Here is a 21,622-nt window from a genome sequence, read left to right on the forward strand (position 1 = left end):
GGCCCGGGGCCGCCGCCGAGAGCCTGAACGGCGCGGTCGTGGCCGCCGGTGCGCTGCCCGACCGGGTCGCCGGCCCGTTGCTCGACTCCGCCCGGGCCGCGTTCACGCTCGGCCTCAACACCGTCGCCGGGATCGGTGCGGCCCTGTTCGCGGCGCTCGCCGTGCTCGCCGCGGTGGCGCTGCGGCGGCGCGGGGTGACCGGCGAGGTCGACTCCACCGACTCCGTCGACTCGTCCGCCGAGGTCACGGCCGCCGGCGAGGACTCCTTCGCGCTCGACCGATGAGTTCGGGCTCGAGCCGGCGTTACACCGGCAGAGTCCGTGAACCAGGAGGAGAAGATCATGGCGCAGGTCATGTCGGCGATCTCGATGTCGCTCGACGGATACGTCACCGGTCCCAACGACAGCCGGGAGCACCCACTCGGCGAGGGCGGCGAGCGGCTGCACCGGTGGCTGGATCCCAGGCACCACACGCCGGACGACGTGGCGGTGCTCGGCGAGATGGTGGCGGGCGTGGGCGCGATCGTGATGGGCCGCCGGTCCTACGACTTCTGCGAGGGCGAGGGCGGCTGGGGCGAGGGCGGACCGGCCGGCGACGTGCCGTGCTTCGTGGTGACCCACCGACCGCCGCCCGCGCACGCGTCGGACGTGTTCACGTTCGTCCACGACGGTGTGCCGGCGGCGATCGAGCGGGCCAAGGCGGTCGCGGGCGAGCAGGTGGTGGGGCTGCACGGCGCGACCACCGTCCAGCAGGCGCTCGCGGCGGGCCTCGTGGAGGAGGTTCAGGTCCACCTGGTCCCGGTCCTGCTGGGGAGCGGCGTGCGGCTGTTCGACGACATCGGCGGCAAGGCGATCGAGCTGGAGACGCTCCGCGTGATCACCACCCCGCACGCGACGCACCTCCGCTACCGCGTGGTGCACGGATAACGTGCCAGGAAGGACGCCTTCCAGACACGCAGCGTCTGGAAGGCGTCCTTCCTGGCACCTCAGGCCGCGATCACGGCCGGGGCGGTGGTTCGGGTGCTGGTTCGGGTGCTGCGGGCGGCGGTCAGGCTCGCCTCGCACGCGGCGACCAGCTGGTGGTCGGCTCGGGTGGTGGCGCCGCGGTCGCAGCGGGGGCAGTGCAGGCCGACCGTGCGGGTCACCTCGTCGACCGCGATCTCCAGTGCGCGGCGGCACGGGCGGCACCACCGGTGCCCGGTGACCGGGATGACGTGCAGGTCGCTGTGGCTGCACTCGTGGATCCAGCGGCGGTGCACCCGGCAGGTCAACCGGTCGAGCGGGTCCAGCCAGCCGGTGTCCTCGGCGTCGTCCTCCGCGGCGAGCGCAGTGGCCAGTGCGTCGGCCGGGCTCGTGCGCACGAAGCTCTGCTCGGGCCGGTTCTCGACCAGTGTCAGCGTTGCGGCCATCGGACGGTCCTCCCTGCGGTGGTGCTTCATGGACACGTCGAAGCAGCCCCGCCGAAAACGACATCCGGTCAAGAAAAAGCCAACAAACCTCAGGACGGGCGGAGGTTCGCGGCCGCCTCGTCGATGGCGGCCGGTGCGAAGACGGCCCGCGCGGCCAGCCCGGCCATGCCGACGAGCGGCGCGAGATCCCCGAGCACCGCCGGGCCCACGTCCAGCCCGCGCGCGGCCACCTCGTGCGCCTGCTGGCCGAGCGTCTCCATCAGCCCCGCCCGGAACGGCGCCAGCGAACCGATCTCCCCGCCCACCCGGACCCGGTGCGGGTTCAGGATCGTCACGACCGTGGCGAGCACAGTGCCGAGCAGCCGGCCCGAGTCGCCCGCCAGCGCCACCGCCCGCTCGTCCCCGGCCTCGACCCGCCGTACCACGTCGGGCAGCGCGCGCACCCCGTCGGTCCGCAACCGCCGGACCAGCGCCGCCCCACTCGCCAGCGCCGCGACACAGCCCCGCCGCCCGCAGCCGCACCGCTCGTCGCGGTCCTCGATCCGGATATGCCCGATCTCGCCCGCGCACCCGGTGGCGCCCCGGTGCGGCAGCCCACCGATCACCACGCCCGCCCCGATGCCCGACCCGATCCACACCCCGAGCACTGTCGACTGTGGACTGCCGGCGGCGAGGTACTCGCCGTAGGCCAGCGCGTTCGCGTCGTTCTCCAGGTGGACGTCGACGCCGAGCCCGTCGCGGAACGCCTCCCGCAGCGGCTGGTCCCGCCACGCCGCCATGGTCGGCGGCATGATCGACACCCCGGTCTCCTGGTCGATCTGGCCCGGGATCGCGAAACCGACCGCGGCGAGGTCGGCGAACCGATCCAGCTCGGCGAGCTGCCCACGCGCGGTGTCCAACAGCCACGGCAGGACGTGCCCGGGCTCGTGCCCGGCCGGCAGCCGCTCCCGGTGCACGGTCAGCACCGTGCCCAGCAGGTCCGCGACGCCGACGCTCGCGTGGCTCGCGCCGATGTGGGCCACGACCGCCACCCGGCTGGCCTGGTCGGCACCCAGCAACGCGGCCCGTCGCCCGCCGCTGGACGCGCGGTGGCCGACCGTGTCGATCACTCGAAGGCGCGTCAGCGTGTCCAGCCGTTCGACGAGCGTGGCCCGGGACAGGCCCAGCCGTTGCTGGAGCTCCTGGCGCGTCAGCGGGCCCTCGTCGCGTAACACGGCGAAAACATTGCCCGGCGACGCGGCGCCGCCCGGCCCGGTTCCACGGTTGACGTCTGCCACGGCACCCCTCTACATTGATACTCCGTAACTTCTGTCTAAGTATTAGACATAAGTAGTCGGAGGTGCAATGTGGCACCGGTAGGTGTGTCGCGGCGGTCCGTCCTACGTGGACTCCTGGCGGTCTCGGCCGGCGGTGCCGCGGCGTCCGCGCTCAGCGGCTGCGGCGCCCTCACCGGGTTCGCGACCACCGGCGGGTCGGGGATGACCTTCTTCTCCACCCAGTTCACCCCCGTCGAGGAGGGCGAGCGGTTCCGCGCGATCCTGCGCGACGCGGTCGAGTCGGAGGTCAGCTACGTGACCTCCGAACCGGGCCCGTTCATCACGCAGACCCGGACTCAGGTGGACGCGGGCAGCGTGCGGTCGAGCCTGCTCGGCGGGCTGCACGGGGATCTCGCCCCGCTCGCCGACGGGTACCTGACCGACCTCACCGACCTGCTCGAGGGTCTCGGCGACCTGGGCTGGCCCGCGGAGTTCCTCGACCTGGCCAGGGTCGGCACCGACCGGACCTGGTATGTGCCCTGGGCGCAGGCGAGCTACGTGGTGGCCGCGCGCAAGGAGATGCTCGAGCACCTGCCCTCCGGCGCGGACGTGCGCGACCTGACCTACGACCAGTTCCTCGACTGGGCCGCCGCCGCGCGCGAGGCCAACGGCGGCAAGCCGGTGCTCGCGCTGCCCGCCGGGCCGAAGGGGTTGCTGCACCGGTTCACGCAGGGCTTCCTGCTGCCCTCGTTCACCGGCGGGCAGATCACCACGTTCCGCTCCGGCGACGCCGCCGACGCGTGGGAGTACTTCCGCGAGCTGTGGCAGGTCTGCGTGCCCGCGTCGACCACCTACGACTTCATGCAGGAGCCGCTCGCGTCGGGCGAAGCCATGATCGGCTGGGACCACGTGGCCCGGCTCATCGACGCACCCCGCCGCGACCCGGACAACTGGATCATGGTGCCGTCCCCGCGCGGACCGAAGGGCCTCGGCTACATGGTCGTGCTGGCCGGGCTCGCCATCCCCCGCGACGCACCCGACTCGGACACCGCGCACGAGGTCATCTCCGCGCTGTCCCGGCCGGAAACCCAGCTGGACCTGTTGCGCGCCAACGCGTTCTTCCCGACCGTACGCGCCGAGCTGACCGGTGACCTGCCCCCCGCGATCACGCTCGAGGCCGACGCGGTGAACCGGCAGCGGACCGCGCCGGACGCGCTGCTGGCCCTGCCGCCGGTCGGTCTCGGCGAACGGGAGGGCGAGGTGACCAAGGTGTTCAAGGACTGCTTCCAGTCCATCGTGCTCGACGAGGCCGACGTCCGGTCCACATTGGACGCCCAGGCTCAGATCCTCAACGAACTGCTGGCCGACATCAAGGCGCCGTGCTGGGCGCCCGACCCGCCGTCCGACGGCAAAACCTGCGAGGTGGCGTGATGACGACCGCGACCACCACCGCGACCACCGTGGCGGCCCCCCGCCCCCGAGTCACGACGCCGTGGCTGCTGATCGTGCCGTCGCTGGTGTTCATGCTGCTGCTGTTCGGCTGGCCCCTCGTCCAGGGCATCCTGGCCGCGTTCCGCTCCGAGGGCGCGTTCACGCTCGACAACTGGGCGCGGATGTTCGCCGACCCGTACTTCTCCCGCGCGCTGCGCAACACGCTGCTGCTCACGGTGATCGTGGTGCCCGTGCAGCTGGTGCTGGCCGTGGGCATGGCGTTGCTGCTGCAGTCGCGGCCCCGGTTCGCCGGCACCCACTTCTACCTGTGGGCGATCCCGCTCGCGCTCTCCGAGCTCGCGGCCGGCCTGGTGTGGCTCGCGATCTTCAGCCCGCGCGGCTACCTCAACTCGTTCATCAGCTGGCTGGGGCTCGGTGACGGGATCGGCTGGCTGGACTACGACAACGCCACCGGCATGCTGTTCGCGGTCGTGATCGCCGAGGTGTGGCGGGCCACCTCGCTGGTGTTCGTGATCCTCGTGGCCGGCCTGCAGATGGTGCCGCGCGACTACGACGAGGCCGCGCAGGTGTTCGGCGCGTCCGCGTGGCAGCGGCTCTGGCACGTGACGCTGCCGTCGATCCGGCCGAGCCTGCAGGTGGCGCTGGTGTTGCGGACGATCCTGGCGATCCAGGTGTTCGCCGTCGCGCAGGCGCTGACCGGGCGGAACTTCCCGCTGCTCGTCGGCGAGACCTACCAGTGGTACGTCAACCTGCAGAACGCGGCGGTGGCGAGCGCGCTCGCGCTGGTCGTGCTGGGCATCTCGCTCGTGGTGTCCATCGTGTACCTGCGCACGCTGCGCGGTCAGGACCACACTCCGGAGCGGGGAGGTGCCCGATGACGACGCAGGTGGCGCCGGCGCAGGCCGAACCCACGACGCTGCCGCCGGTCGACCGGACCCCGTTGCGGCGCAGGCGGACCCGCCGCGCGTTCGCGCAGCTGGCCTGCGTGCTGGTGTCGCTGTTCATGGTCGGCCCGATCGTGCTGATCGCGTTCGCCGCACTGTCCACTCCGGACGAGATCGCGGAGTTCCCGAAGTCGCTGGTCCCGTCCGACTTCACGCTGGACACGCTGTCCGGCTTCCTGTCCAGCACCGGCGTGCTGCCGGCATTCGGCAACTCGCTGCTCACCGGGATCTACACGGTGGTGCTGTCGCTGCTGATCGGCGCGCCCGCCGGGTACGCGATCGCCCGGCACGCGTTCCGCGGTCGCGACCCGTACCAGCTGTTCCTGCTGATGGTTCGCGCGCTGCCGATCGTGGTGCTGTCAGTGCCGCTCGCGACGATCTTCCTGCGCACCGGCACGTACGACACGGTCGCCGCGGTGACCCTGGTGCACACCGCGCTCGCGATGCCGACCACCGTGCTGATCACCGCGAGCATCTTCGTCGCCGTGCCGGTCGACCTCGAGGAGGCCGCGAAGGTGTTCGGCTGTACCCGCGCGCAGACCGTGCGCCGCGTGGTGCTGCCGCTCGCGGTCCCGGGCCTGGCCGCGTCCGCGGTGTTCACGTTCGTCCTGTCGTGGAACGAGGTCCTGGGCGCGGCGGTGCTCACGATCGGCCACCGCACGCTGCCCGCACAGGTCCTCGCCGCGCTCGCCGACTCGCCGCAGTCCTACCGGTTCGCCGGTGGGTTCGCGCTGGTCGTCCCGGCGCTGCTGTTCATCCTGCTGATGCGCCGTTTCCTGCTCAACATGTGGGGCAGGGTCGGATGAAGGGAGTCCGTCGTGGCTGATGTCGAGCTGCGCGAGCTGGTCAAGACCTACCCCGGCGGGACCACCCGGGCGACCGACAACGTGTCGCTCTCGGTGGCCGACGGCGAGTTCATGGTGCTGCTGGGCCCGTCCGGGTGCGGCAAGACCACGCTGCTGCGCGCGGTGGCCGGTCTGGAGCTGCCGGACTCCGGGCAGGTCGTGATCGGCGGGCGGGACGTGACCTACCTGGAGCCCCGGCACCGCAACCTGTCCATGGTGTTCCAGTCCTACGCGGTGTTCCCGCACAAGAAGGTGCGTGACAACATCGGCTTCGGGCTCACGGTGCGCGGCGTGCCGGCCGACGAGGTCGGCCGGAAGGTGGCCTGGGCGGCGGAGATGCTGCAGCTCGGCGACTACCTCGACCGTTACCCCGCCAAGCTGTCGGGCGGCCAGCGGCAGCGGGTCGCGGTCGCGCGGGCGATCGTCGTCTCCTCCGACGTGCTGCTGATGGACGAGCCGCTGTCCAACCTGGACGCCCTGCTGCGGCTGTCGTTCCGGGCCGACCTGAAGAAGCTCGTGAACGAGCTGGGTCTCACCACGATCTACGTCACCCACGACCAGGTCGAGGCGTTGTCGCTGGGTGACCGGGTCGCGGTCATGCGGGAGGGCCGGGTGTCCCAGGTGGACGTGCCCACGAAGGTGTACGACGACCCGGCCGACGAGTTCGTGGGCGGCTTCCTTGGCAGCCCGCCGATGAACTTCCTGTCCGGCACGGTCAACGAGAACGGCCACGGGCTCGTGCTCGAGCTCGCGGACCAGCACGTCCCCGTGCCCCGTGCGCTCGCCGACTACCGCGGCCGCGGCCTGGACCTCGGCGTGCGGGCCGAGGCGCTGCGCGTGGTCGGGTCGGACGAGCCGGCGGACGGGTCGCTGCGCTGCACGGTCGACGTGTACGAGCCGCTCGGCTCCTCGGTGCTGCTGACCACGGACCTCGCCGGTCACCGGGTGAAGATCCAGACCCCGGCGAGCTTCCGGGCCGAGCCCGGCGACGAGCTGCGCGTGGCGCTGCCCGGCGAGCAGTGCCGGTGGTACGACCCGGAGACGAAGCTCCTGCTGGAGGTTTCGTGAGACCCCGCCTGGGGTCGGTGCAGCTGGCCGCCAGTGCGGCATGGACGCTGGGCGGCAACGACAACGGCACGATGATCACCGCCGCGCCCCGGCTGTACCCACACATGTGGAGCTGGGACACGGCGTTCATCTCGATGGGACTCGCGCACCTCAACGTCGACCGTGCGGTGCGCGAGCTGGAGACGCTGCTCGCCGCCCAGTGGCGCAACGGGATGCTGCCGCACATCGTGTTCTCCGAGGGCGGCGGCTACTTCCCCGGCCCGCAGCGCTGGGGCGCCGCGGAGCTGAACCCGGACGCGCCGGACTCGCCGCGTACGTCGGGCATCTGCCAGCCGCCGGTGCACGCGCTCGCACTGCGCCGGATCGTGGACATCGGCCGCAGCCGCGAGTCCGTGGCCCGACTGGTGCGCGAGGGCTGGCCGCGGCTGTACCGCTGGCACGAGTGGCTGGTGGCGCACCGTGACCCGCGGGGCACCGGCATGCTGGCCATCGTGCACGGCTGGGAGTCCGGAATGGACAACTCGCCGCGCTGGGACGTGCCGTACGCGGCGGTGACACCGGGCCTGGACCTGCCGCCGTACGTCCGGCTGGACCGCGGGCTGGTCAACCGCGGCGACGCCGAGCGGCCGAGCGACCGCGAGTACGACCGGTACCTCTGGCTGATCGAGGAGATGCGCAGGGTTCGCTACGACGCCGACCAGGTCGTGCGGACGTCGAGCTTCCTCGTGGGCGACGTGTTCGTGACCGCGTTGTTCGCGCTCGCCAGCGAGGTCCTGGCGGAGCTGGGGGAGGAGAGCGGTCAGCCGGGGTGGCAGGTCGGGCAGCTGCGCGGGTGGGCCCGCCGCTCGCGTGCCGCGGTGGCCGCCGCGTACGACCCCGGCGCCGGCCTGGCGCGGGACCGGGACCTGCGCACCGGCGAGTGGCTGACGACGCGCACGATCGCCGGCTTCGCGCCGCTGCTGTGCGGCGGGCTGGCCGCGGCCGACGAGGACCGCATGCTCGCGACGATGTTCGGGCCGGACTGGGCCGGGCACCCCGACCTGTTCGCCGCCATCCCGCCGTCGGTGTCGCCGAGTGACCCGGGCTTTCGGCCCCGCGAGTACTGGCGGGGTCCGGTGTGGCCGGTGATCGCGTGGCTGCTCGGCTGGGCGTTCGAGCGCCACGGCTGGGCCGAGCACGCGACCCGGCTGCGCGCGGAATGCCTGCGTCTCGTGGAGGACGGCACGTTCGCGGAGTACTACCACCCGCTCACCGGCGAGCCCCTCGGCAGCAAGCAGCAATCGTGGACCGCCACCGTAGTCCTCGACTGGCTCCACACCACCTAACCCCGCGTGTCCAACACTCCGGTACCGCGTGTCCAACACTCCGGTACCGCGTGTCCAACACTCCGGTACCGCGTGTCCAACATTCGGGTCACGTGAGTTCAACACTCGGAACCTCCCGCGCACGTTGGACTCGCGGGTCTGGACGGTTGGACTCGCGGGTCGGGAACGTTGGACTCGCGGGTCTGGACGGTTGGACTCGCGGGTCTGGACGGTTGGACTCGCGGGTCTGGACGGTTGGACTCGCGGGTCGGGAATGTTGGACTCGCGGGATGTTGACACGGCTGCTCGGCTGTGTCGAGAACTATGCTGCCGGGTCGTGACCCACGATCCGGGCGTGACCTACCTCGCGGACTACGCGCCCAGTGCCGGGTGCTGCGCGCCCCGGGCCGCGCTGGACTCCGACGCCGCGCGCATCGACCTCGCCGGCACCTGGCGGTTCCACCTCTCGCCACGCGCGGACGTCCCCGACGACTTCGCGGCGCCCGACTTCGACGACTCGGGCTGGGTCGTGCTCCCGGTGCCGTCGCACTGGCCGCTCTACGGGCACGGCGCGCCCGCGTACACCAACGTCGCCTACCCGTTCCCGGTCGACCCGCCGCGCCCGCCGGAGGAGAACCCGACCGGCGACCACCGGCGCGAGTTCGACCTGCCGGGGGACTGGGTGGGCGCGGACGGCGCTATCGGAACCGTGCTGCGGTTCGAGGGCGTCGAGTCGTGCGCGCGGGTGTGGCTCAACGGCACCGAGCTCGGCTTCTTCACCGGTAGCCGGCTACCGGCCGAGTTCGACGTCGGGCACCTGCTGCGCGCGGGACGCAACGTGCTCGCGGTGCGGGTGCACCAGTGGTCCGCGGGCAGCTACCTCGAGGACCAGGACATGTGGTGGCTGCCGGGGATCTTCCGCGACGTGACGCTGCTGCGCCGCCCCGCCGAGCCGCTCGACGACGTGTTCGTGCACGCCTCCTACGACCACACGACCGGCCGGGGCAGCCTGCGGGTCGACTCCTCGGCGCCCGCGCTCGTCTCGGTCCCAGAGCTCGGGATCGACGGCCTGGCAACGGGTTCGTCCGTGACCGCCGCCGTCGAGCCGTGGTCGGCCGAGTCGCCGCGGCTCTACGACGTAACCGCGTCGACGGCCGTCGAGACCGTCTCGCTGCGGGTCGGCTTCCGGACCGTGTCCATCGTGGACGGTGTGCTGCTGGCCAACGGCACACCGCTCGCGCTGCGCGGGGTGAACCGGCACGAGTTCCATCCGGACTTCGGCCGCGCGCTGCCGTACGAGACGATGCGCGCGGACGTGCTGCTGATGAAGCAGCACAACGTCAACGCCGTGCGCACCAGCCACTATCCGCCGCATCCAAGGTTCCTCGACCTGTGCGACGAGCTCGGCCTCTGGGTGGTCGACGAGTGCGACCTGGAGACTCACGGGTTCCTGTTCGCCGGCTGGCGGAACAATCCGTCCGACGCGCCGTCGTGGTGTGGGTCCTATCTGGACCGGATGCGGCGGATGGTGGAGCGGGACAAGAACCACCCGAGCATCGTGCTGTGGTCGCTGGGCAACGAGAGCCACACCGGCGCGAACCTGGCGGCGATGGCGTCCTGGGTCCGCGAGCGCGACCCGTCCCGGCCGGTCCACTACGAGGGCGACCACGACTGTGCCTATGTGGACGTTCGCAGCGAGATGTACGCCTCGCACCGGGAGACCGCCGCGATCAGCGAGCACACCGAGATCCCGTTCCTGCTGTGCGAGTACGCGCACGCGATGGGCAACGGGCCGGGCGGGCTCGCCGAGTATGTGGCGCTGTTCGACCGGTACCCGCGCTGTGCCGGCGGGTTCGTGTGGGAGTGGATCGACCACGGGCTGCGGCACCCGGAGCTGGAGTACGCCTACGGTGGCGACTTCGACGAGCCGCTGCACGACGGCAACTTCGTGATCGACGGCCTGCTGTTCCCCGACCGCACGCCGTCGCCGGGCCTGCTGGACGTGAAGAAGGCCTACGAGCCGGTCCGGTTCACCTTCGGCCCGGACTCGGTGACGATCACGCCCGTGCGCGGTGACCTGTCCGGCCTGCGTTTCGAGTGGACGGTCGAGCCCGGCGGCACGGGCGTGCTCGACGTGCCGGCGGCGGGCGGGACGGTGCCGCTGCCGGGGTTCCGCCGGGACGGCGAGGTGTGGCTGACGGTGCGGGCCGTGCTCGCGGCGGACACGGCGTGGGCGCCGGCCGGTCACGAGATGGCCTGGGCACAGCACCGCCTGCACGAGCGCTCGCCGCCCGCTGTCGAGCCGTCGACGGTGAGTCCACTTCGGATGGAGGGCGGATATGTCGTGGGCTCGGTGGCGCTGGACCGCACCGGGCGGCTGGTCGAGCTGGCCGGCCGGCCGGCGGGTGGGCCGCGCCTGCGGCTGTGGCGTGCCCCGACCGACAACGACCGCATCGGGCGCCTGTACGAGACGTGGCTGGCGATGGGCCTGCACCGGCTGACCGAGCGGTTCGACGCCGTCGAGGCCGGGGACGAGGTCGTCGTGCACACGCGGGCGGCCGCGGCGGCGACCGACCGGGGCGTGCGGGTCGGCTACCGGTGGACGCCGCGGGCCGGCGCGGTGGCGCTGACCGTCGACGTGACACCCGAGGCCGAGTGGCCGGAGCCGATCGCGACGCTGGCCGTGGCGTTCACGCTGCCCGCCACGCTGGACCACGTGCGCTGGTTCGGCCGTGGACCCGGTGAGTCCTATCCGGACACCGGGCTGGCCGCCCGGTTCGGCCGGTTCCACGCGACGGTCGACGAGCTGCAGACGCCCTACGTCCGTCCGCAGGAGAACGGCCGGCGCGCGGACGTCCGCTGGGTGACGCTGACCGACGCGGCCGGCGACGGGGTGCGGATCACGGGCACGACGCCGTTCGGGCTGACCGTCCGCCGGTGGCCGGACAGCGCGCTGGCGGCGGCTACGCATCGTAATGAGCTGGTCGCGGAGGAGCACCTGGAGCTGTCGATCGACGTCGGACAGCACGGGATCGGCACGGCGTCCTGCGGCCCGGGGACGTTGCCGGAATACGAGCTGTTCTTGGAAAAGACCGCTTTCACCGTATTGTTCGAACCGGTCAAGCTCGGCTGAGGCTTCCCGTTGTCGGGGTCCGCGAGGTCTGCGAGGATGTTGCTCTCAGTCACGATCCAAGGAGCTTGTCATGGCGTCTCGACTCAACCCGTACCTCAGCTTCGCCGGCAACGCCCGGCAGGCGATGGAGTACTACAAGGACGTCTTCGGCGGCGAGCTGACGCTGAACACCTTCGGCGAGTTCGGCCAGCAGGAGGACGCCGACAAGATCATGCACTCCCAGCTCGAGGCCCCCAACGGGTTCAACCTCATGGGCTCGGACCTTCCGCCGGAGATGGAGTACAACCCGGGCGACACGATGTCGATCTGCCTGAGCGGCGAGGACTCCGCGGAGCTGCACGGCTACTGGGACAAGCTGTCCGCGGGCGGAAACGTCACGATGCCCCTGGAGAAGCAGATGTGGGGCGACGAGTTCGGCATGTGCGTCGACCAGTTCGGCGTGCCGTGGATGGTCAACATCACCCAGCCCCAGAGCTAGCCCAGAGCTAGCCCAGAGCTAGCCAGGAAGGACGCCTTCCGGACGTCCAGTGTCCGGAAGGCGTCCTTCCTGGCACGCGCGCGAGCAGTCAGCCACCGACCTCGACGCCTCGCTCGGGCACGGTCAGGGCAAGGCGTGCAACGCGATGCGGCATGTCGGGTTCGGCGGGGAGACCGAGCCGGTGGACGAGGACCTGCGGGCCGCCTGGCGGGCGAGGCTCGAGCGCGAGGGCAAGCTGCGGGCGGACGGGCAGAGCGTGCGTGACCTGCTGTCCGAGCGTGCCGACCGCCGCCCGTGAACTCTGTCGCGGAGCTGACCGACACCCTGCGCCGCGGCGCGTACCTGGCCGACCGGGGGCTCGCCACCGCCGTGTACGTGGCGCTGTCGCTGCGCCGGCCGCTGCTGCTGGAGGGCGAGGTCGGCGTCGGCAAGACCGAGATCGCGAAGGTGCTCGCCGGGGTGCTCGGCCGCGACCTGATCCGGCTGCAGTGCTACGAGGGCATCGACACCGGGCAGGCGCTCTACGAGTGGGACTACGCGCGCCAGCTGCTGCACATCCGCGCACTGTCCGAGCCCGGCTCGGCGGACGTGCGGGAGCTGTTCGGGCCGGAGTTCCTGCTCGAGCGGCCGCTGCTGCGGGCCGTGCGTGCGGGTGACCGGGCCGGCTGCTGATCGACGAGGTCGACCGCGCCGACGACGAGTTCGAGGCGTTCCTGCTCGAAGTGCTCTCGGACTTCCAGATCAGCATCCCGGAGATCGGCACGGTCGCCGCCGCGTCGCCGCCACTCGTGGTGCTCACCTCGAACCGCACCCGCGAGCTGCACGACGCGTTGAAGCGGCGGTGCATGTACCACTGGATCGACTACCGGAGGTCGAGATCGTGCTGCTGCGCGAGCCGTCGGTGCCGGAAGCGTTGGCGCGTAAGGTGGTCGACGCGGTGACCCGGCTGCGCGAGCTCGACCTCGCCAAGCCGCCGGGGGTGGCGGAGACCATCGACTGGGCCCGCACGCTGGACTTCCTCGGCGAGACGACGCTGTCGCGCGCCGTCGCCGAGGACACCCTGGGCGCGGTGGTGAAGGAGCGGGACGACCTCACGCTCGCGCGCGAGTCGCTGGAGGAGATTGTCCCGGATGGCTGACCTCGTCCGCGTGCTGGTCGACTTCGGGCGGGCGTGTCGCTGAGCGCACGGTCGCGCAGCAACGCCTGCATGATCAGCTCAACGCGTTGTGTCCGGGGCTGTCTGCTCCGGCTGGGCACGGTCGCGTGCTGGAGCTGGAAGACACGTCCGGACACGCGGTGCTCGCGTGCGCGGTCGCGTTCGCCGCCCGAGCACCCACCGCCCGCTCGCTGAAGGCCCGCGCGCCAGGACGGTTGATCGCCAGCAACGCTCGCTACCGGGCCCAGCGGTGGAAGATGTGCTTGCCGCCGCCGCCCGACGCCGTGGTGCGGGCAGCGCGTCTGCACCGCAGCGTCGCACGGTGGCAAGCCATCCGCACCGACATCGACACCGTCCAAGCCGACCTCGAAACGCTGCTGGCGGCAACCCCCGGCCACGTGCTCACCACACTGCCCGGCGTCGGCGTGATCCGCGCCGCCAGCTTCGCTGCGTTCTCGCTGCCGATCGAGCGGTTCCCCACCGCAGAGCACCTCTACTCGGCGACAGGGTTGACGCCGGCGACGTACCAGTCGGCAACGATCAACCGGACCAGCCGGATCTCACGCACCGAACTGGCCGAACACCGAGACGCACTCAAAGGCATCGCCTGGAGCCCTCTCGCAGCGCCGCGACCCGTTCATCGACCACGACCACGAGCCGCGCACCCGCGACATAAGCGCGATCCAGGCCCGTGTCGCCCTCACCCGCCACACCTGCCGCCTCACCTACCGAATGCTGCGCACCCAGCAGCCCTTCAACGAACAGCGCTACCGTCAAAGGCAGGCACCCGAGCGGGCGGTGACGGCCACATCAGCTATACCACTCGACGGCCCAACCCAGCTTGCCGCCCACCCACTCGGGGGCCACGCCCAAGATCAACCTTGACTCGCCGACCGAAAGCTAGCGCATGGCCAGCGTGGCCAACATGTCGCGGCCGCGCTCGGCGTTGCGTGGCTTGCTCAGCACGTCGTAGCGGCGGGCGACGAGCTGGCTGTGCGAGACGAAGTCGCGCTGGCCGCGGGTCGCGCCGTAGCGCACGGCGGCCGCCGCCACGCCGAACAGCACACCGGAGACCAGGCCGATCAGGATCGGGAACAGGCCCGCGCCGGACGTGAACAGGCTCAGCAGCAGGCCGACGAACAGGCCGAGCCACGCGCCGGACGCGGCGCCCGTGCCGAGCACGCGGCCCCACGTGAGCCGGGCCGCGACCCGTTCGACGACCATCGGCTCGATGCCGACGATCGTCACGTCCTGTACGGGGAAGTCGTTGTCCGCCAGGTGGTCGACGGCCCGCTGGGCCTGCTGGTACGTGTCGTAGGAGCCGATGGGCCATCCTTCGGGCAGGGTCGGCAGGTTGATGGTCGACGGGTTCGTCGCGAACGCTGCCGTCATCTCTGTCACCTCCAGGTAAGTGGTGCTACCCGGATCAACGCGGCGGAATACCGCGATGTGCCCGAATCGGCAGTGTTCACAGGCACTTCTCAGCTCACCATGCGACGGGCATCGTGGCCGCACCGCGGACCAGCATCTCCGACTTCCAGGTGATGTCGCCCGCCAGACGCAGCCCGGGAAGCCGCGCGAGCAGCACCCGCAGCGCCTCCTGCAGCTCCATCCGCGCCAGCGCCGCGCCGAGGCAGTGGTGCGCGCCGTGCCCGAAGCCGACGTGCGGGTGCCGGCGGGCCGGTCGACGCGCAGCTCGTCGGCGTCGTCGAAGCGCAGCGCGTCCCGGTTGGCGGCGCCGACGGCCACGATCACCGGCTCGGCCGCGCGCACCAGCGTGCCACCGACCTCGACGTCCTCGGTGGCGTAGCGGGGGAAGCCGGCCCCGGCGGCGAGCGGCACGAACCGCATCAGCTCCTCGACCGCGCCCGCGAGCAGCGAGGGGTCGTCCCGGAGCCGGGCCAGCTGGGCAGCGTGGTCGAGCAGCGTGTACCCGAAGTTCGGGATCTGGCTCGCGGTCGTCTCGTGCCCGGCGACCAGGATGCCCATGCAGAGGTCGACGAGCTCCTGCTCGCTCAGCCGGTCGTGCGAGTCACGCGCCTCGACCAGCGCGGTCATCAGGTCGTCGGCCGGTGCGGCGCGGCGCAGGGCGATCAGCCCGGCCAGGTAGGCCCGCATCTGCTCCCGGCTCGCCAGGAACTCCTCGGCGGTGAGCCGGCTGGTGGACAGCGCGTCGTCGCTCCACGCCCGGAACCGGCCGCGGTCCTCGACCGGCACGCCCAGCAGCTCGCAGATGACCGCGACCGGCAGCGGCAGCGCGAACGCCTCGACGAGGTCGGCCGGCGGCCCGGCGGCGACCATGGCGTCGACCAACTCGTCGGCGATCCGGCGCGCGCGAGGCCGCACCTGTTCGACCCGGCGCACGGTGAACGCCGGCGACCAGCCTGTGCAGCCGGGTGTGCTCGGGCGGGTTCATCGAGAGAATGCCGGAGTCGAGCCGGCCCGCGCTCATCCGCGGCTCGTCGTGGTCGCGCGCCGCCGCCCGGCTGAACCGCTTGTCGCCCAGCACGAGGCGCGCGTCCGCGTAGCGGGTGGCGAGCCAGGCCGGCTCGCCGTGCGGCAGCCGCACCCGGAGCATCCCGGGCGCCCGCTACGCGGCCCGGTAGGCGTCGTGCAGGCCGAGCCCGCAGGCCTCGTTGAACGGATAGGCGCCCGGCGCCTGGTCGGTGTTCATGTGACTCCCCAGTGTGCTCCCCCGTGTGGTGGCCCGATTCACGCTAGGCAGCGTCACTCAACGCGTCAATGCGCTCACCGACCGCGATGGCAGGAGGAGTGGAGCGAGCCGTGGACGTAGGGTCTGTCGCGTGAACGTTGCCGTCCTCGATGACTACCAGCGCGTGGCACTGTCCTATCCGTACTGGTCGACGCTGCCCCCGGCGGTCAAGGTGGTCCCCTTCCACGAGCACATCGCGTCCTTCGACGAGCTCGCCGAGCGGCTGGAGCCGTTCGAGGTCGTGGTCGCCATGCGGGAGCGGACGCCGCTGCCCGGCGAGCTGCTGGCGCGCCTGCCACGCCTGCGGCTCATCGTCACCACGGGCATGGCGAACGCGTCGATCGACCTCGCCGCGGCGCGGGAGCGGGGCGTCACCGTGTGCGGCACCGGCGCGTCCGGCTCGTCGACCGTCGAGCTGACCTGGGCGCTGATCCTCGCGGTGGTGCGCGGCATCCCGTCCGCCGACGCGACGCTGCGGTCCGGTGAGTGGCAGGCCGGGTCCACGCCGGGCGGTGACCTGGACGGGGCCACGCTCGGCGTGCTCGGGCTGGGCCGGCTCGGCTCGCGGGTGGCGGGGATCGGCCGGGCGTTCGGCATGCGGGTGGTGGCGTGGAGCCAGAACCTCACGGCCGAGCGGGCCGCCGAGCACGGCGCGGAGCTCGTCACGTTGCCGGAGCTGCTGTCCACATCGGACGTGCTGACCGTCCACCTGAGACTCAGTGACCGCACGCACGGGCTGCTCGGCGCGCCGGAGCTGGCGCTGCTGAAACCGTCCGCGTACCTGGTGAACACGTCCCGTGGCCCGATCGTCGACCAGGCCGCGCTGATCGAGGCCGTGTCCGCGCGGCGCTTCGCCGGTGTGGGCCTGGACGTCTACGACCTCGAACCGCTGCCGCCCGGCCACCCGCTGCTCACGCTGCCGAACACGGTCCTGACGCCGCACCTGGGCTACGTGAGCGAGCGGACGTTCGACGTCTTCTACCGCGACATCGTCGAGGACGTCGCCGCGTTCCACGCCGGCGACCCGATCCGCGTGATCAGCCCCGGTGGCCGTGCCGGCGCGGGGTGAGGCGGACGTTCGGCAGCTCCGGGGCCGGGATGCGGTCGCCGCCGTGGCCCTGCACGACGCCGAAGCGGGTCCGGTCCGCCCCCTCCCAGTCGGCGCGTGCCGCGGCGATCTCGTCGTGGCCGCGGCCGACGAAGTTCCACCACATCACGAGCTCGTCGGGGAACGGCTCGCCACCGAGCAGCACCGCCCGCACCGGCCGGCTCGCGGACAGGGTGACCTCCGGGCGCCCGGTGCCGAGGTAGAGCAGCCGGCCGGCGGGGGCCTCGGTGCCCGAGACCAGCAGCGGGCCGTCGATCGGCAGGACCGCGTGCTCGAAGTCCGTCCGCAGCGGCAACGTCGTCGCGGCGCCCTCGGCCACCCGCAGGTCGGCGCCGACCAGCGGCGTGTGCACGGTGGCCGGCGACGTCTCGCCGCCGAGCGTGCCCGCGAAGACGGTGGCCGTGAGGCCGCCGCCCGCGTACGTGGGCAGGTCGACGTGCTGCTCGAACGCGGGCGCCATGCCCGCCCGCTCCGCCGGCAGCGCCACCCACAGCTGCAGCCCGTGGAGCAGCTCGCCGCTGTCGACCGAGATCTCGGAGTGCGCGACGCCGTGGCCGCCGGTCATCAGGTTCAGCTGCCCCGGCCGGACCAGCACGTCGCTGCCCACACTGTCCCGGTGGTGGATCTCGCCGGCGAGCGGCCAGGTCACGGTCTGCAGTCCAGTGTGCGGGTGCGGCAGCACGGTCATCCGCGTGGTGTCGGGGCCGAAGACGTCGAGGAAGCACCAGGCGCCGACGGTCGGCAGGCCGCGCTGGGGCAGCAGGCGGTCGACATGGATGCCGCGCAGCCCGCCGAGCGGCACGTCCCGCGGCGCGAACAGCACCGCGACGTGGTCGTCGGCGGCCGTGCGGCAGACCGTCTCCTCCGGGTGCGTGTCGAGGTTACTCACGACCCGGAACCCTCCGGCGGTGCCTCGATGTGCCCGCGGTACCTGTCGATGTTCTTCTTCAGGTACGCGGCGATGAACGGGCACAGCGGCACGATCACCTTGTCCCGCGCCACCGCGTCGTCGAGCGCGCCGCCGGCCAGCACCTTGCCCAGGCCCTGACCGGCGTAGGCGTCGTCGACCTCACTGTGGGTGAACACGACCCGGTTGCCGCTGTCGTGATACTGGGCGAACCCGGCGAGCTCGTCACCGACGAGGAGCTCGTACCGGTACCTCTCGCTGTTGAGCTCGACCCGTACGTCTGTGGTGTCGCCGGCCATGGCACCTCTTCCCGTGGGCTCTACTGTGATCGTCCCAGAGTTTCCGCCGCCGCGCGCAACCGCTCGTGGAGCGCGGCGCGGCCGTCGAGGAACCAGACGTCGGTGCCCTTGTTGGTCTCGTGCACGAAGGCCTGGAACGAGTCGCTGGTCAGGTACGCCCCGAGGTCGCCCAGGACGGCCAGCACCACGCGGTAGCTCTGGAACTTCCGCACGACCTCGCCGGCGACCCGCGTACTGAGCATGAAGAACCGCTCGTCGACCCGCGCGACCGGCACGGCCACGACCGAGGCGTACTCGCCGTACGCCTGTCCGATCAGCTCGACCGCGTCGTCCTCGCTACCCAGCGTGGGCGTCTCGGGCTCGGCGGTGAGCACCCGGACACCGTGTATCTCGGAGATGCTGTGCATGGCCGCAGTGTGACCGCCGGGGTCCCGCGGCGCCACCGACTAATCGCGTCCTGTGTGGACGGTGGCTATCCCGGCACCGTGACGACCGGGCCCAGCGGGCCGGGCAACGAGGACAGCGCGCGGACACGTTGCGGTGGGAAGTCGGCCCAATGGCCGGACGGGTCGCGGTTGTGGTGGAGGTGGCGGTCCAGGAAGCGTTGCCAGCGGCGCAGGGCGTCGATGGCGGTGGCGGTGTCCAGCAGCCCCTGCTCCATCGCGTCGGCGAACTCGCCGAGGTCGAGCAGGCGCTGGTGGCGGCCGTCGGTGGGGACCATGACGTCGATGTAGAGGTCCCGGAGGACGATCCGGTCCTGCTCGTGCGTCACGTGGATCAGGTCCACGTACCAGGTGGCGGGCTCGTCGAGGCCGGCGTCGATGCCGTCGCGCTCGCCGTCGGGGGTGCGCATCCGCCGCCAGCAGGGGCGGGCCATGCTCACCCCGAGGTCCAGCAGCACGAACACCCGCTCGAGCAGTGTTCGCCCGGGCCAGGGGATGAACCGGTCGGGCAGCCGGAACTCGTAGGCCAGCGTGTCCCCGATGCGAATGCCGGGCAGCGGTCCGAACGGCGGCACGGGATCGCCGTGCGCGCCGCGCCACACCTCGACGTGTCTCATGCGCTATTCCTACACCGATCTCATGATCGTTGTGCGCCGTTGATCCGCGTGCCGGCCGTGCGCCGAAGCCACCACAGCCCGAGCACCGGCAGCACGGCCGGCACGAACCCGTAGCCGCGGCCGTAGTCCGACCATACCGTGGCGTCCGGAAACGCTTGCGGCTCAAGGAGGCTGATCGTGCCGACGGTCAGCACGCCGACCAGTTCGACCACAATGGACACTGTGGCGACGCGGCGTGACGTGCGGCTTCCCCGGGCCAGGCACACGGTGGCGAGGACGTAGACGACCGCGGCGAACGCGGAGAGCAGGTAGGCGAGCGGCGCCTCGTCGAACCGCGTGGCGATCTGCACGGCCGAGCGCGCGGTGGCGGCCAGGGCGAACAGCGCGTAGACCGCGATCAGCAGCCGGCCCGGGCCGGACCGGGTGCGGGCGCGGGTCGCCTCGGCGTCGGACCTGCGGTCAGACATGCGCGTCCCAGACCTGACCCAGACGCAAGATCATCACGGGGATCGCGAGGCAGCCGACCAGCAGCACGCCCGGCCCCCAGCGCGACCGTTCGGCGAGCGACCAGAACGCGGCCAGCGGGACGATCACCAGGGGACCGAGGAGGTAGCCGGCGAAGGCGAGCTCGTCCAGCTCGCGGTCGGTGGTGAACATCGCGACGAAGCCGGCGACCGCCTGCGCCAGCAGGCCGAGCTCGAGCAGGGCGAGCACCCCGAGCAGGCCGAGGCCGAACCAGCGGCGGGGCAGCACCGGACGGTTGACGATCATCAGCACGGCTGCCCACGCGGCCGCGCCGAGCGCGACGAAGGTAAGGGTCGTAGACAGGGCATCGATCACTAGTCCGCCTCCCCGGAATTTGAAGTGTTGGTTGCCTCCCAGCGAAAGGTGCGGTTGTTCACGTACTTGTGGCTGGGTGGCGTCACGGTACCCCCGAGGTTACGTTGGTGGGCGCGAGACCTGGCACGATGATCCACTGTGACAGCCTCTAGCGCTCACCCAGGATGGGACGGAGGCTCGCATAGGTCCACTGTGGACAGTGGTCGCTCACTCGGGGCGGCCGGTCCACCCCGAGTGCTCGATAGCGTCCAGTCCATGGCGAACGATCGTCTGCGCCAGGGCCGCGGCCAGGTCGGCGTCGCGCTCCTCGTAGGCTCGGAGCAGGCGTTTGTGGTCGGATACCGATGCGTGCAGCTGGCCCGGGAGGGAAAGGCTCAGGTGGCGCAATTGCAGCGTCCGCACCCCGACGCCGTCGAGAACGCGGCGCACGGTACTGTTGCGAGCGATCGCGGCTTCATTGTTTCGGAATCTCACATTAGCCCAGAAGTAACGATCTACATCGCCGGCCTCGGCCGCGTCTTCGAGCTGACGCTGGCCGTCCCGGAGTACCGTCATGTCGGATTCTGTCGCATTTTCGACAATGCGTGTGCTCACCAACGCATACAGTGTCGCCCGAAGCTCATAAATTTCTCGAACCTCGTCGAGCAGCATCCGGCGCACGCGCGGTCGGCGGCGCGCGACGATCTCGACCAGACCTTCCCTTTCCAGCGTGAGCAGCGCCTCCCGGACCGGCGTGCGGCTGCTGCGGAAAATCCTGGCCAGCTCAACGGAGTTCAGATCGTCGCCGGGCTGCAGCCGGGCCTCGACAATGGCCGTGCCGACCGACACGAGGATCTGGTCGACGACGCTGTTCGCGGTCTCCGAACGGCCGAGCACCCGCAGTATCTCGAGATGTCCGGCGGATGGCTCGGCGCCGACCGGCCGGACTATCGAGTTTCCTCCGGATTCGGTGGCCGTCATGGGTCAGGATAATAGCGTGGGAATCGTCGCGATCCGCCAGTACTCCAGTTATCGGAAATGATGGTTCAGAACCACCCCACGTCCCGAACGGACAGCCAGCGGACCGCGGGCGGCGGCAGGGTCTCGCCGAACGCCCACTCGGTCAGGACCGTGTGGAGCTCGGCCACGGTGATGAACGACTCGGGTGGCAGCGCGGTCTCCGCCGGATGCCAGCTGTCGTGTGCCAGGAGGACGTTCGCCGGCCCCGCCTCGCCGCGGGTCCGCCACGAGTGGCTGCGCCCGTCGGCGTCCATCGCGATCAGCACCGCGGCCGCGACCTCGTGCGCGAGGCTGAGCTGGAAGCGCAGGTTCGACGCCGGCAGCCCGGTGCCCTGCGGGGTGAGGTGCAGCCGGGCGACCTTCGTGTCGTCCGCCTCGGAGCGGTAGAGCTCGAGGAACGTGGCGAGGCCCGCCGGGGTCTCGAACGTGACCGTGTAGACCGCGCCGCACAGGTGGAAGACGCCCGACGCCTCGAGCCGCCGGCCGTCGGGTGCCGCGAGCTCGCTGCGATGCAGCACATCCGGCTCGCTCACGAACTCCTCCTCGCTGGTAGGCCCACACCGTGCCACCTCGGGCCGTTCCAGGCGAGGACCACGGGTACCGTGTCGCGGTCCAATTGGGGCGTGGAAGGACGCCTTGCGGACGCCGAGCG

At 71.6% G+C, this 21,622-nt stretch carries 21 protein-coding genes and 4 pseudogenes; 13 read left to right on the plus strand and 12 right to left on the minus strand.

What is annotated here, in order from left to right; genetic code table 11:
* Together ACRDTB_RS29340 and ACRDTB_RS29345 are read left to right on the plus strand one after the other, a co-directional pair.
* Positions 1 to 284: pseudogene (locus tag ACRDTB_RS29340) on the plus strand (hypothetical protein); the annotation flags it as partial.
* Between the two features lie 57 nt (positions 285 to 341).
* Positions 342 to 926 carry a dihydrofolate reductase family protein gene (locus ACRDTB_RS29345; RefSeq protein WP_431435413.1) on the plus strand — a complete coding sequence of 195 codons (585 nt, stop codon included), beginning with the start codon at positions 342 to 344 and terminating at the stop codon, positions 924 to 926.
* A 59-nt stretch (positions 927 to 985) separates the two neighbouring features.
* Here ACRDTB_RS29345 and ACRDTB_RS29350 read toward each other — a convergent pair whose 3' ends face one another.
* Positions 986 to 1,408 (minus strand): hypothetical protein, encoded by a 423-nt coding sequence (locus tag ACRDTB_RS29350; RefSeq protein ID WP_431435414.1) that lies wholly within the window; start codon positions 1,406 to 1,408, stop codon positions 986 to 988.
* An 89-nt stretch (positions 1,409 to 1,497) separates the two neighbouring features.
* Positions 1,498 to 2,685 (minus strand): ROK family protein, encoded by a 1,188-nt coding sequence (locus ACRDTB_RS29355; protein ID WP_431435415.1) that lies wholly within the window; start codon positions 2,683 to 2,685, stop codon positions 1,498 to 1,500.
* 69 nt (positions 2,686 to 2,754) lie between these two features.
* On the opposite strand from ACRDTB_RS29355, the gene ACRDTB_RS29360 reads away from it, so the two are divergent.
* The 10 genes and pseudogenes from ACRDTB_RS29360 to ACRDTB_RS29405 form a co-directional block, all read left to right on the plus strand.
* On the plus strand, positions 2,755 to 4,095 hold the full coding sequence (locus tag ACRDTB_RS29360) for an ABC transporter substrate-binding protein (protein ID WP_431435416.1): 1,341 nt from the start codon (positions 2,755 to 2,757) through the stop codon (positions 4,093 to 4,095).
* Entirely contained in the window at positions 4,095 to 4,994 is a 900-nt protein-coding gene (locus ACRDTB_RS29365) for a carbohydrate ABC transporter permease (RefSeq protein WP_431435417.1), read from the plus strand. Before ACRDTB_RS29360 ends, ACRDTB_RS29365 begins: the two co-directional genes overlap by 1 nt.
* Complete coding sequence (locus ACRDTB_RS29370; RefSeq protein WP_431435418.1) at positions 4,991 to 5,866, plus strand: carbohydrate ABC transporter permease; 876 nt, start codon at positions 4,991 to 4,993, stop codon at positions 5,864 to 5,866. The genes ACRDTB_RS29365 and ACRDTB_RS29370 overlap by 4 nt, the downstream gene beginning before the upstream one ends.
* 12 nt (positions 5,867 to 5,878) lie before the next feature.
* Positions 5,879 to 6,973: an ABC transporter ATP-binding protein gene (locus ACRDTB_RS29375; protein WP_431435419.1), complete on the plus strand. Its 1,095-nt coding sequence runs from the start codon at positions 5,879 to 5,881 to the stop codon at positions 6,971 to 6,973.
* Complete coding sequence (gene ggh / locus ACRDTB_RS29380) at positions 6,970 to 8,298, plus strand: glucosylglycerate hydrolase (RefSeq protein WP_431435420.1); 1,329 nt, start codon at positions 6,970 to 6,972, stop codon at positions 8,296 to 8,298. The genes ACRDTB_RS29375 and ggh overlap by 4 nt, the downstream gene beginning before the upstream one ends.
* A 316-nt stretch (positions 8,299 to 8,614) precedes the next feature.
* Positions 8,615 to 11,410: a glycoside hydrolase family 2 TIM barrel-domain containing protein gene (locus tag ACRDTB_RS29385; protein ID WP_431435421.1), complete on the plus strand. Its 2,796-nt coding sequence runs from the start codon at positions 8,615 to 8,617 to the stop codon at positions 11,408 to 11,410.
* A gap of 70 nt (positions 11,411 to 11,480) precedes the next feature.
* Positions 11,481 to 11,888 carry a VOC family protein gene (locus ACRDTB_RS29390; protein ID WP_431435422.1) on the plus strand — a complete coding sequence of 136 codons (408 nt, stop codon included), beginning with the start codon at positions 11,481 to 11,483 and terminating at the stop codon, positions 11,886 to 11,888.
* Positions 11,889 to 11,937: 49 nt separating this feature from the next.
* Complete coding sequence (locus ACRDTB_RS29395) at positions 11,938 to 12,186, plus strand: hypothetical protein (protein WP_431435423.1); 249 nt, start codon at positions 11,938 to 11,940, stop codon at positions 12,184 to 12,186.
* Positions 12,183 to 13,026 (plus strand): annotated as a pseudogene (locus ACRDTB_RS29400) (AAA family ATPase). Before ACRDTB_RS29395 ends, ACRDTB_RS29400 begins: the two are co-directional and overlap by 4 nt.
* A 275-nt stretch (positions 13,027 to 13,301) precedes the next feature.
* Positions 13,302 to 13,652, plus strand: a pseudogene (locus ACRDTB_RS29405) (transposase); the annotation flags it as partial.
* Positions 13,653 to 13,944: 292 nt separating this feature from the next.
* Here ACRDTB_RS29405 and ACRDTB_RS29410 read toward each other — a convergent pair.
* Positions 13,945 to 14,436, minus strand: a complete 492-nt coding sequence (locus tag ACRDTB_RS29410; protein ID WP_431435424.1) for a general stress protein — start codon at positions 14,434 to 14,436, stop codon at positions 13,945 to 13,947.
* A 94-nt stretch (positions 14,437 to 14,530) separates the two neighbouring features.
* Positions 14,531 to 15,718 (minus strand): annotated as a pseudogene (locus ACRDTB_RS29415) (cytochrome P450).
* A 130-nt stretch (positions 15,719 to 15,848) separates the two neighbouring features.
* On the opposite strand from ACRDTB_RS29415, the gene ACRDTB_RS29420 reads away from it, so the two are divergent.
* Positions 15,849 to 16,826, plus strand: a complete 978-nt coding sequence (locus tag ACRDTB_RS29420; protein ID WP_431435425.1) for a D-2-hydroxyacid dehydrogenase family protein — start codon at positions 15,849 to 15,851, stop codon at positions 16,824 to 16,826.
* Here the strand turns inward: ACRDTB_RS29420 and ACRDTB_RS29425 are convergent.
* From ACRDTB_RS29425 to ACRDTB_RS29460, 8 genes are all read right to left on the minus strand, one after another.
* Positions 16,795 to 17,754: a pirin family protein gene (locus ACRDTB_RS29425; RefSeq protein WP_431435426.1), complete on the minus strand. Its 960-nt coding sequence runs from the start codon at positions 17,752 to 17,754 to the stop codon at positions 16,795 to 16,797. The genes ACRDTB_RS29420 and ACRDTB_RS29425 overlap by 32 nt on opposite strands.
* On the minus strand, positions 17,751 to 18,071 hold the full coding sequence (locus ACRDTB_RS29430) for a GNAT family N-acetyltransferase (RefSeq protein ID WP_431435427.1): 321 nt from the start codon (positions 18,069 to 18,071) through the stop codon (positions 17,751 to 17,753). The genes ACRDTB_RS29425 and ACRDTB_RS29430 overlap by 4 nt, the downstream gene beginning before the upstream one ends.
* 20 nt (positions 18,072 to 18,091) lie before the next feature.
* Positions 18,092 to 18,478 (minus strand): DUF4180 domain-containing protein, encoded by a 387-nt coding sequence (locus ACRDTB_RS29435; protein ID WP_431435428.1) that lies wholly within the window; start codon positions 18,476 to 18,478, stop codon positions 18,092 to 18,094.
* Between the two features lie 65 nt (positions 18,479 to 18,543).
* A complete protein-coding gene (locus ACRDTB_RS29440) occupies positions 18,544 to 19,131 on the minus strand; it encodes a hypothetical protein (RefSeq protein ID WP_431435429.1) in 588 nt (195 codons plus the stop codon).
* Positions 19,132 to 19,151: 20 nt separating this feature from the next.
* Complete coding sequence (locus ACRDTB_RS29445; RefSeq protein ID WP_431435430.1) at positions 19,152 to 19,598, minus strand: hypothetical protein; 447 nt, start codon at positions 19,596 to 19,598, stop codon at positions 19,152 to 19,154.
* Positions 19,591 to 19,971, minus strand: a complete 381-nt coding sequence (locus ACRDTB_RS29450) for a hypothetical protein (RefSeq protein ID WP_431435431.1) — start codon at positions 19,969 to 19,971, stop codon at positions 19,591 to 19,593. The genes ACRDTB_RS29445 and ACRDTB_RS29450 overlap by 8 nt, the downstream gene beginning before the upstream one ends.
* Positions 19,972 to 20,178: 207 nt before the next feature.
* On the minus strand, positions 20,179 to 20,931 hold the full coding sequence (locus ACRDTB_RS29455; RefSeq protein ID WP_431435432.1) for a GntR family transcriptional regulator: 753 nt from the start codon (positions 20,929 to 20,931) through the stop codon (positions 20,179 to 20,181).
* A gap of 65 nt (positions 20,932 to 20,996) precedes the next feature.
* Positions 20,997 to 21,503 (minus strand): hypothetical protein, encoded by a 507-nt coding sequence (locus tag ACRDTB_RS29460; protein ID WP_431435433.1) that lies wholly within the window; start codon positions 21,501 to 21,503, stop codon positions 20,997 to 20,999.
* Between the last annotated feature and the right edge of the window lie 119 nt (positions 21,504 to 21,622).

This window comes from Actinophytocola sp. (assembly GCF_050699935.1).
Lineage (GTDB): Bacteria > Actinomycetota > Actinomycetes > Mycobacteriales > Pseudonocardiaceae > Actinophytocola.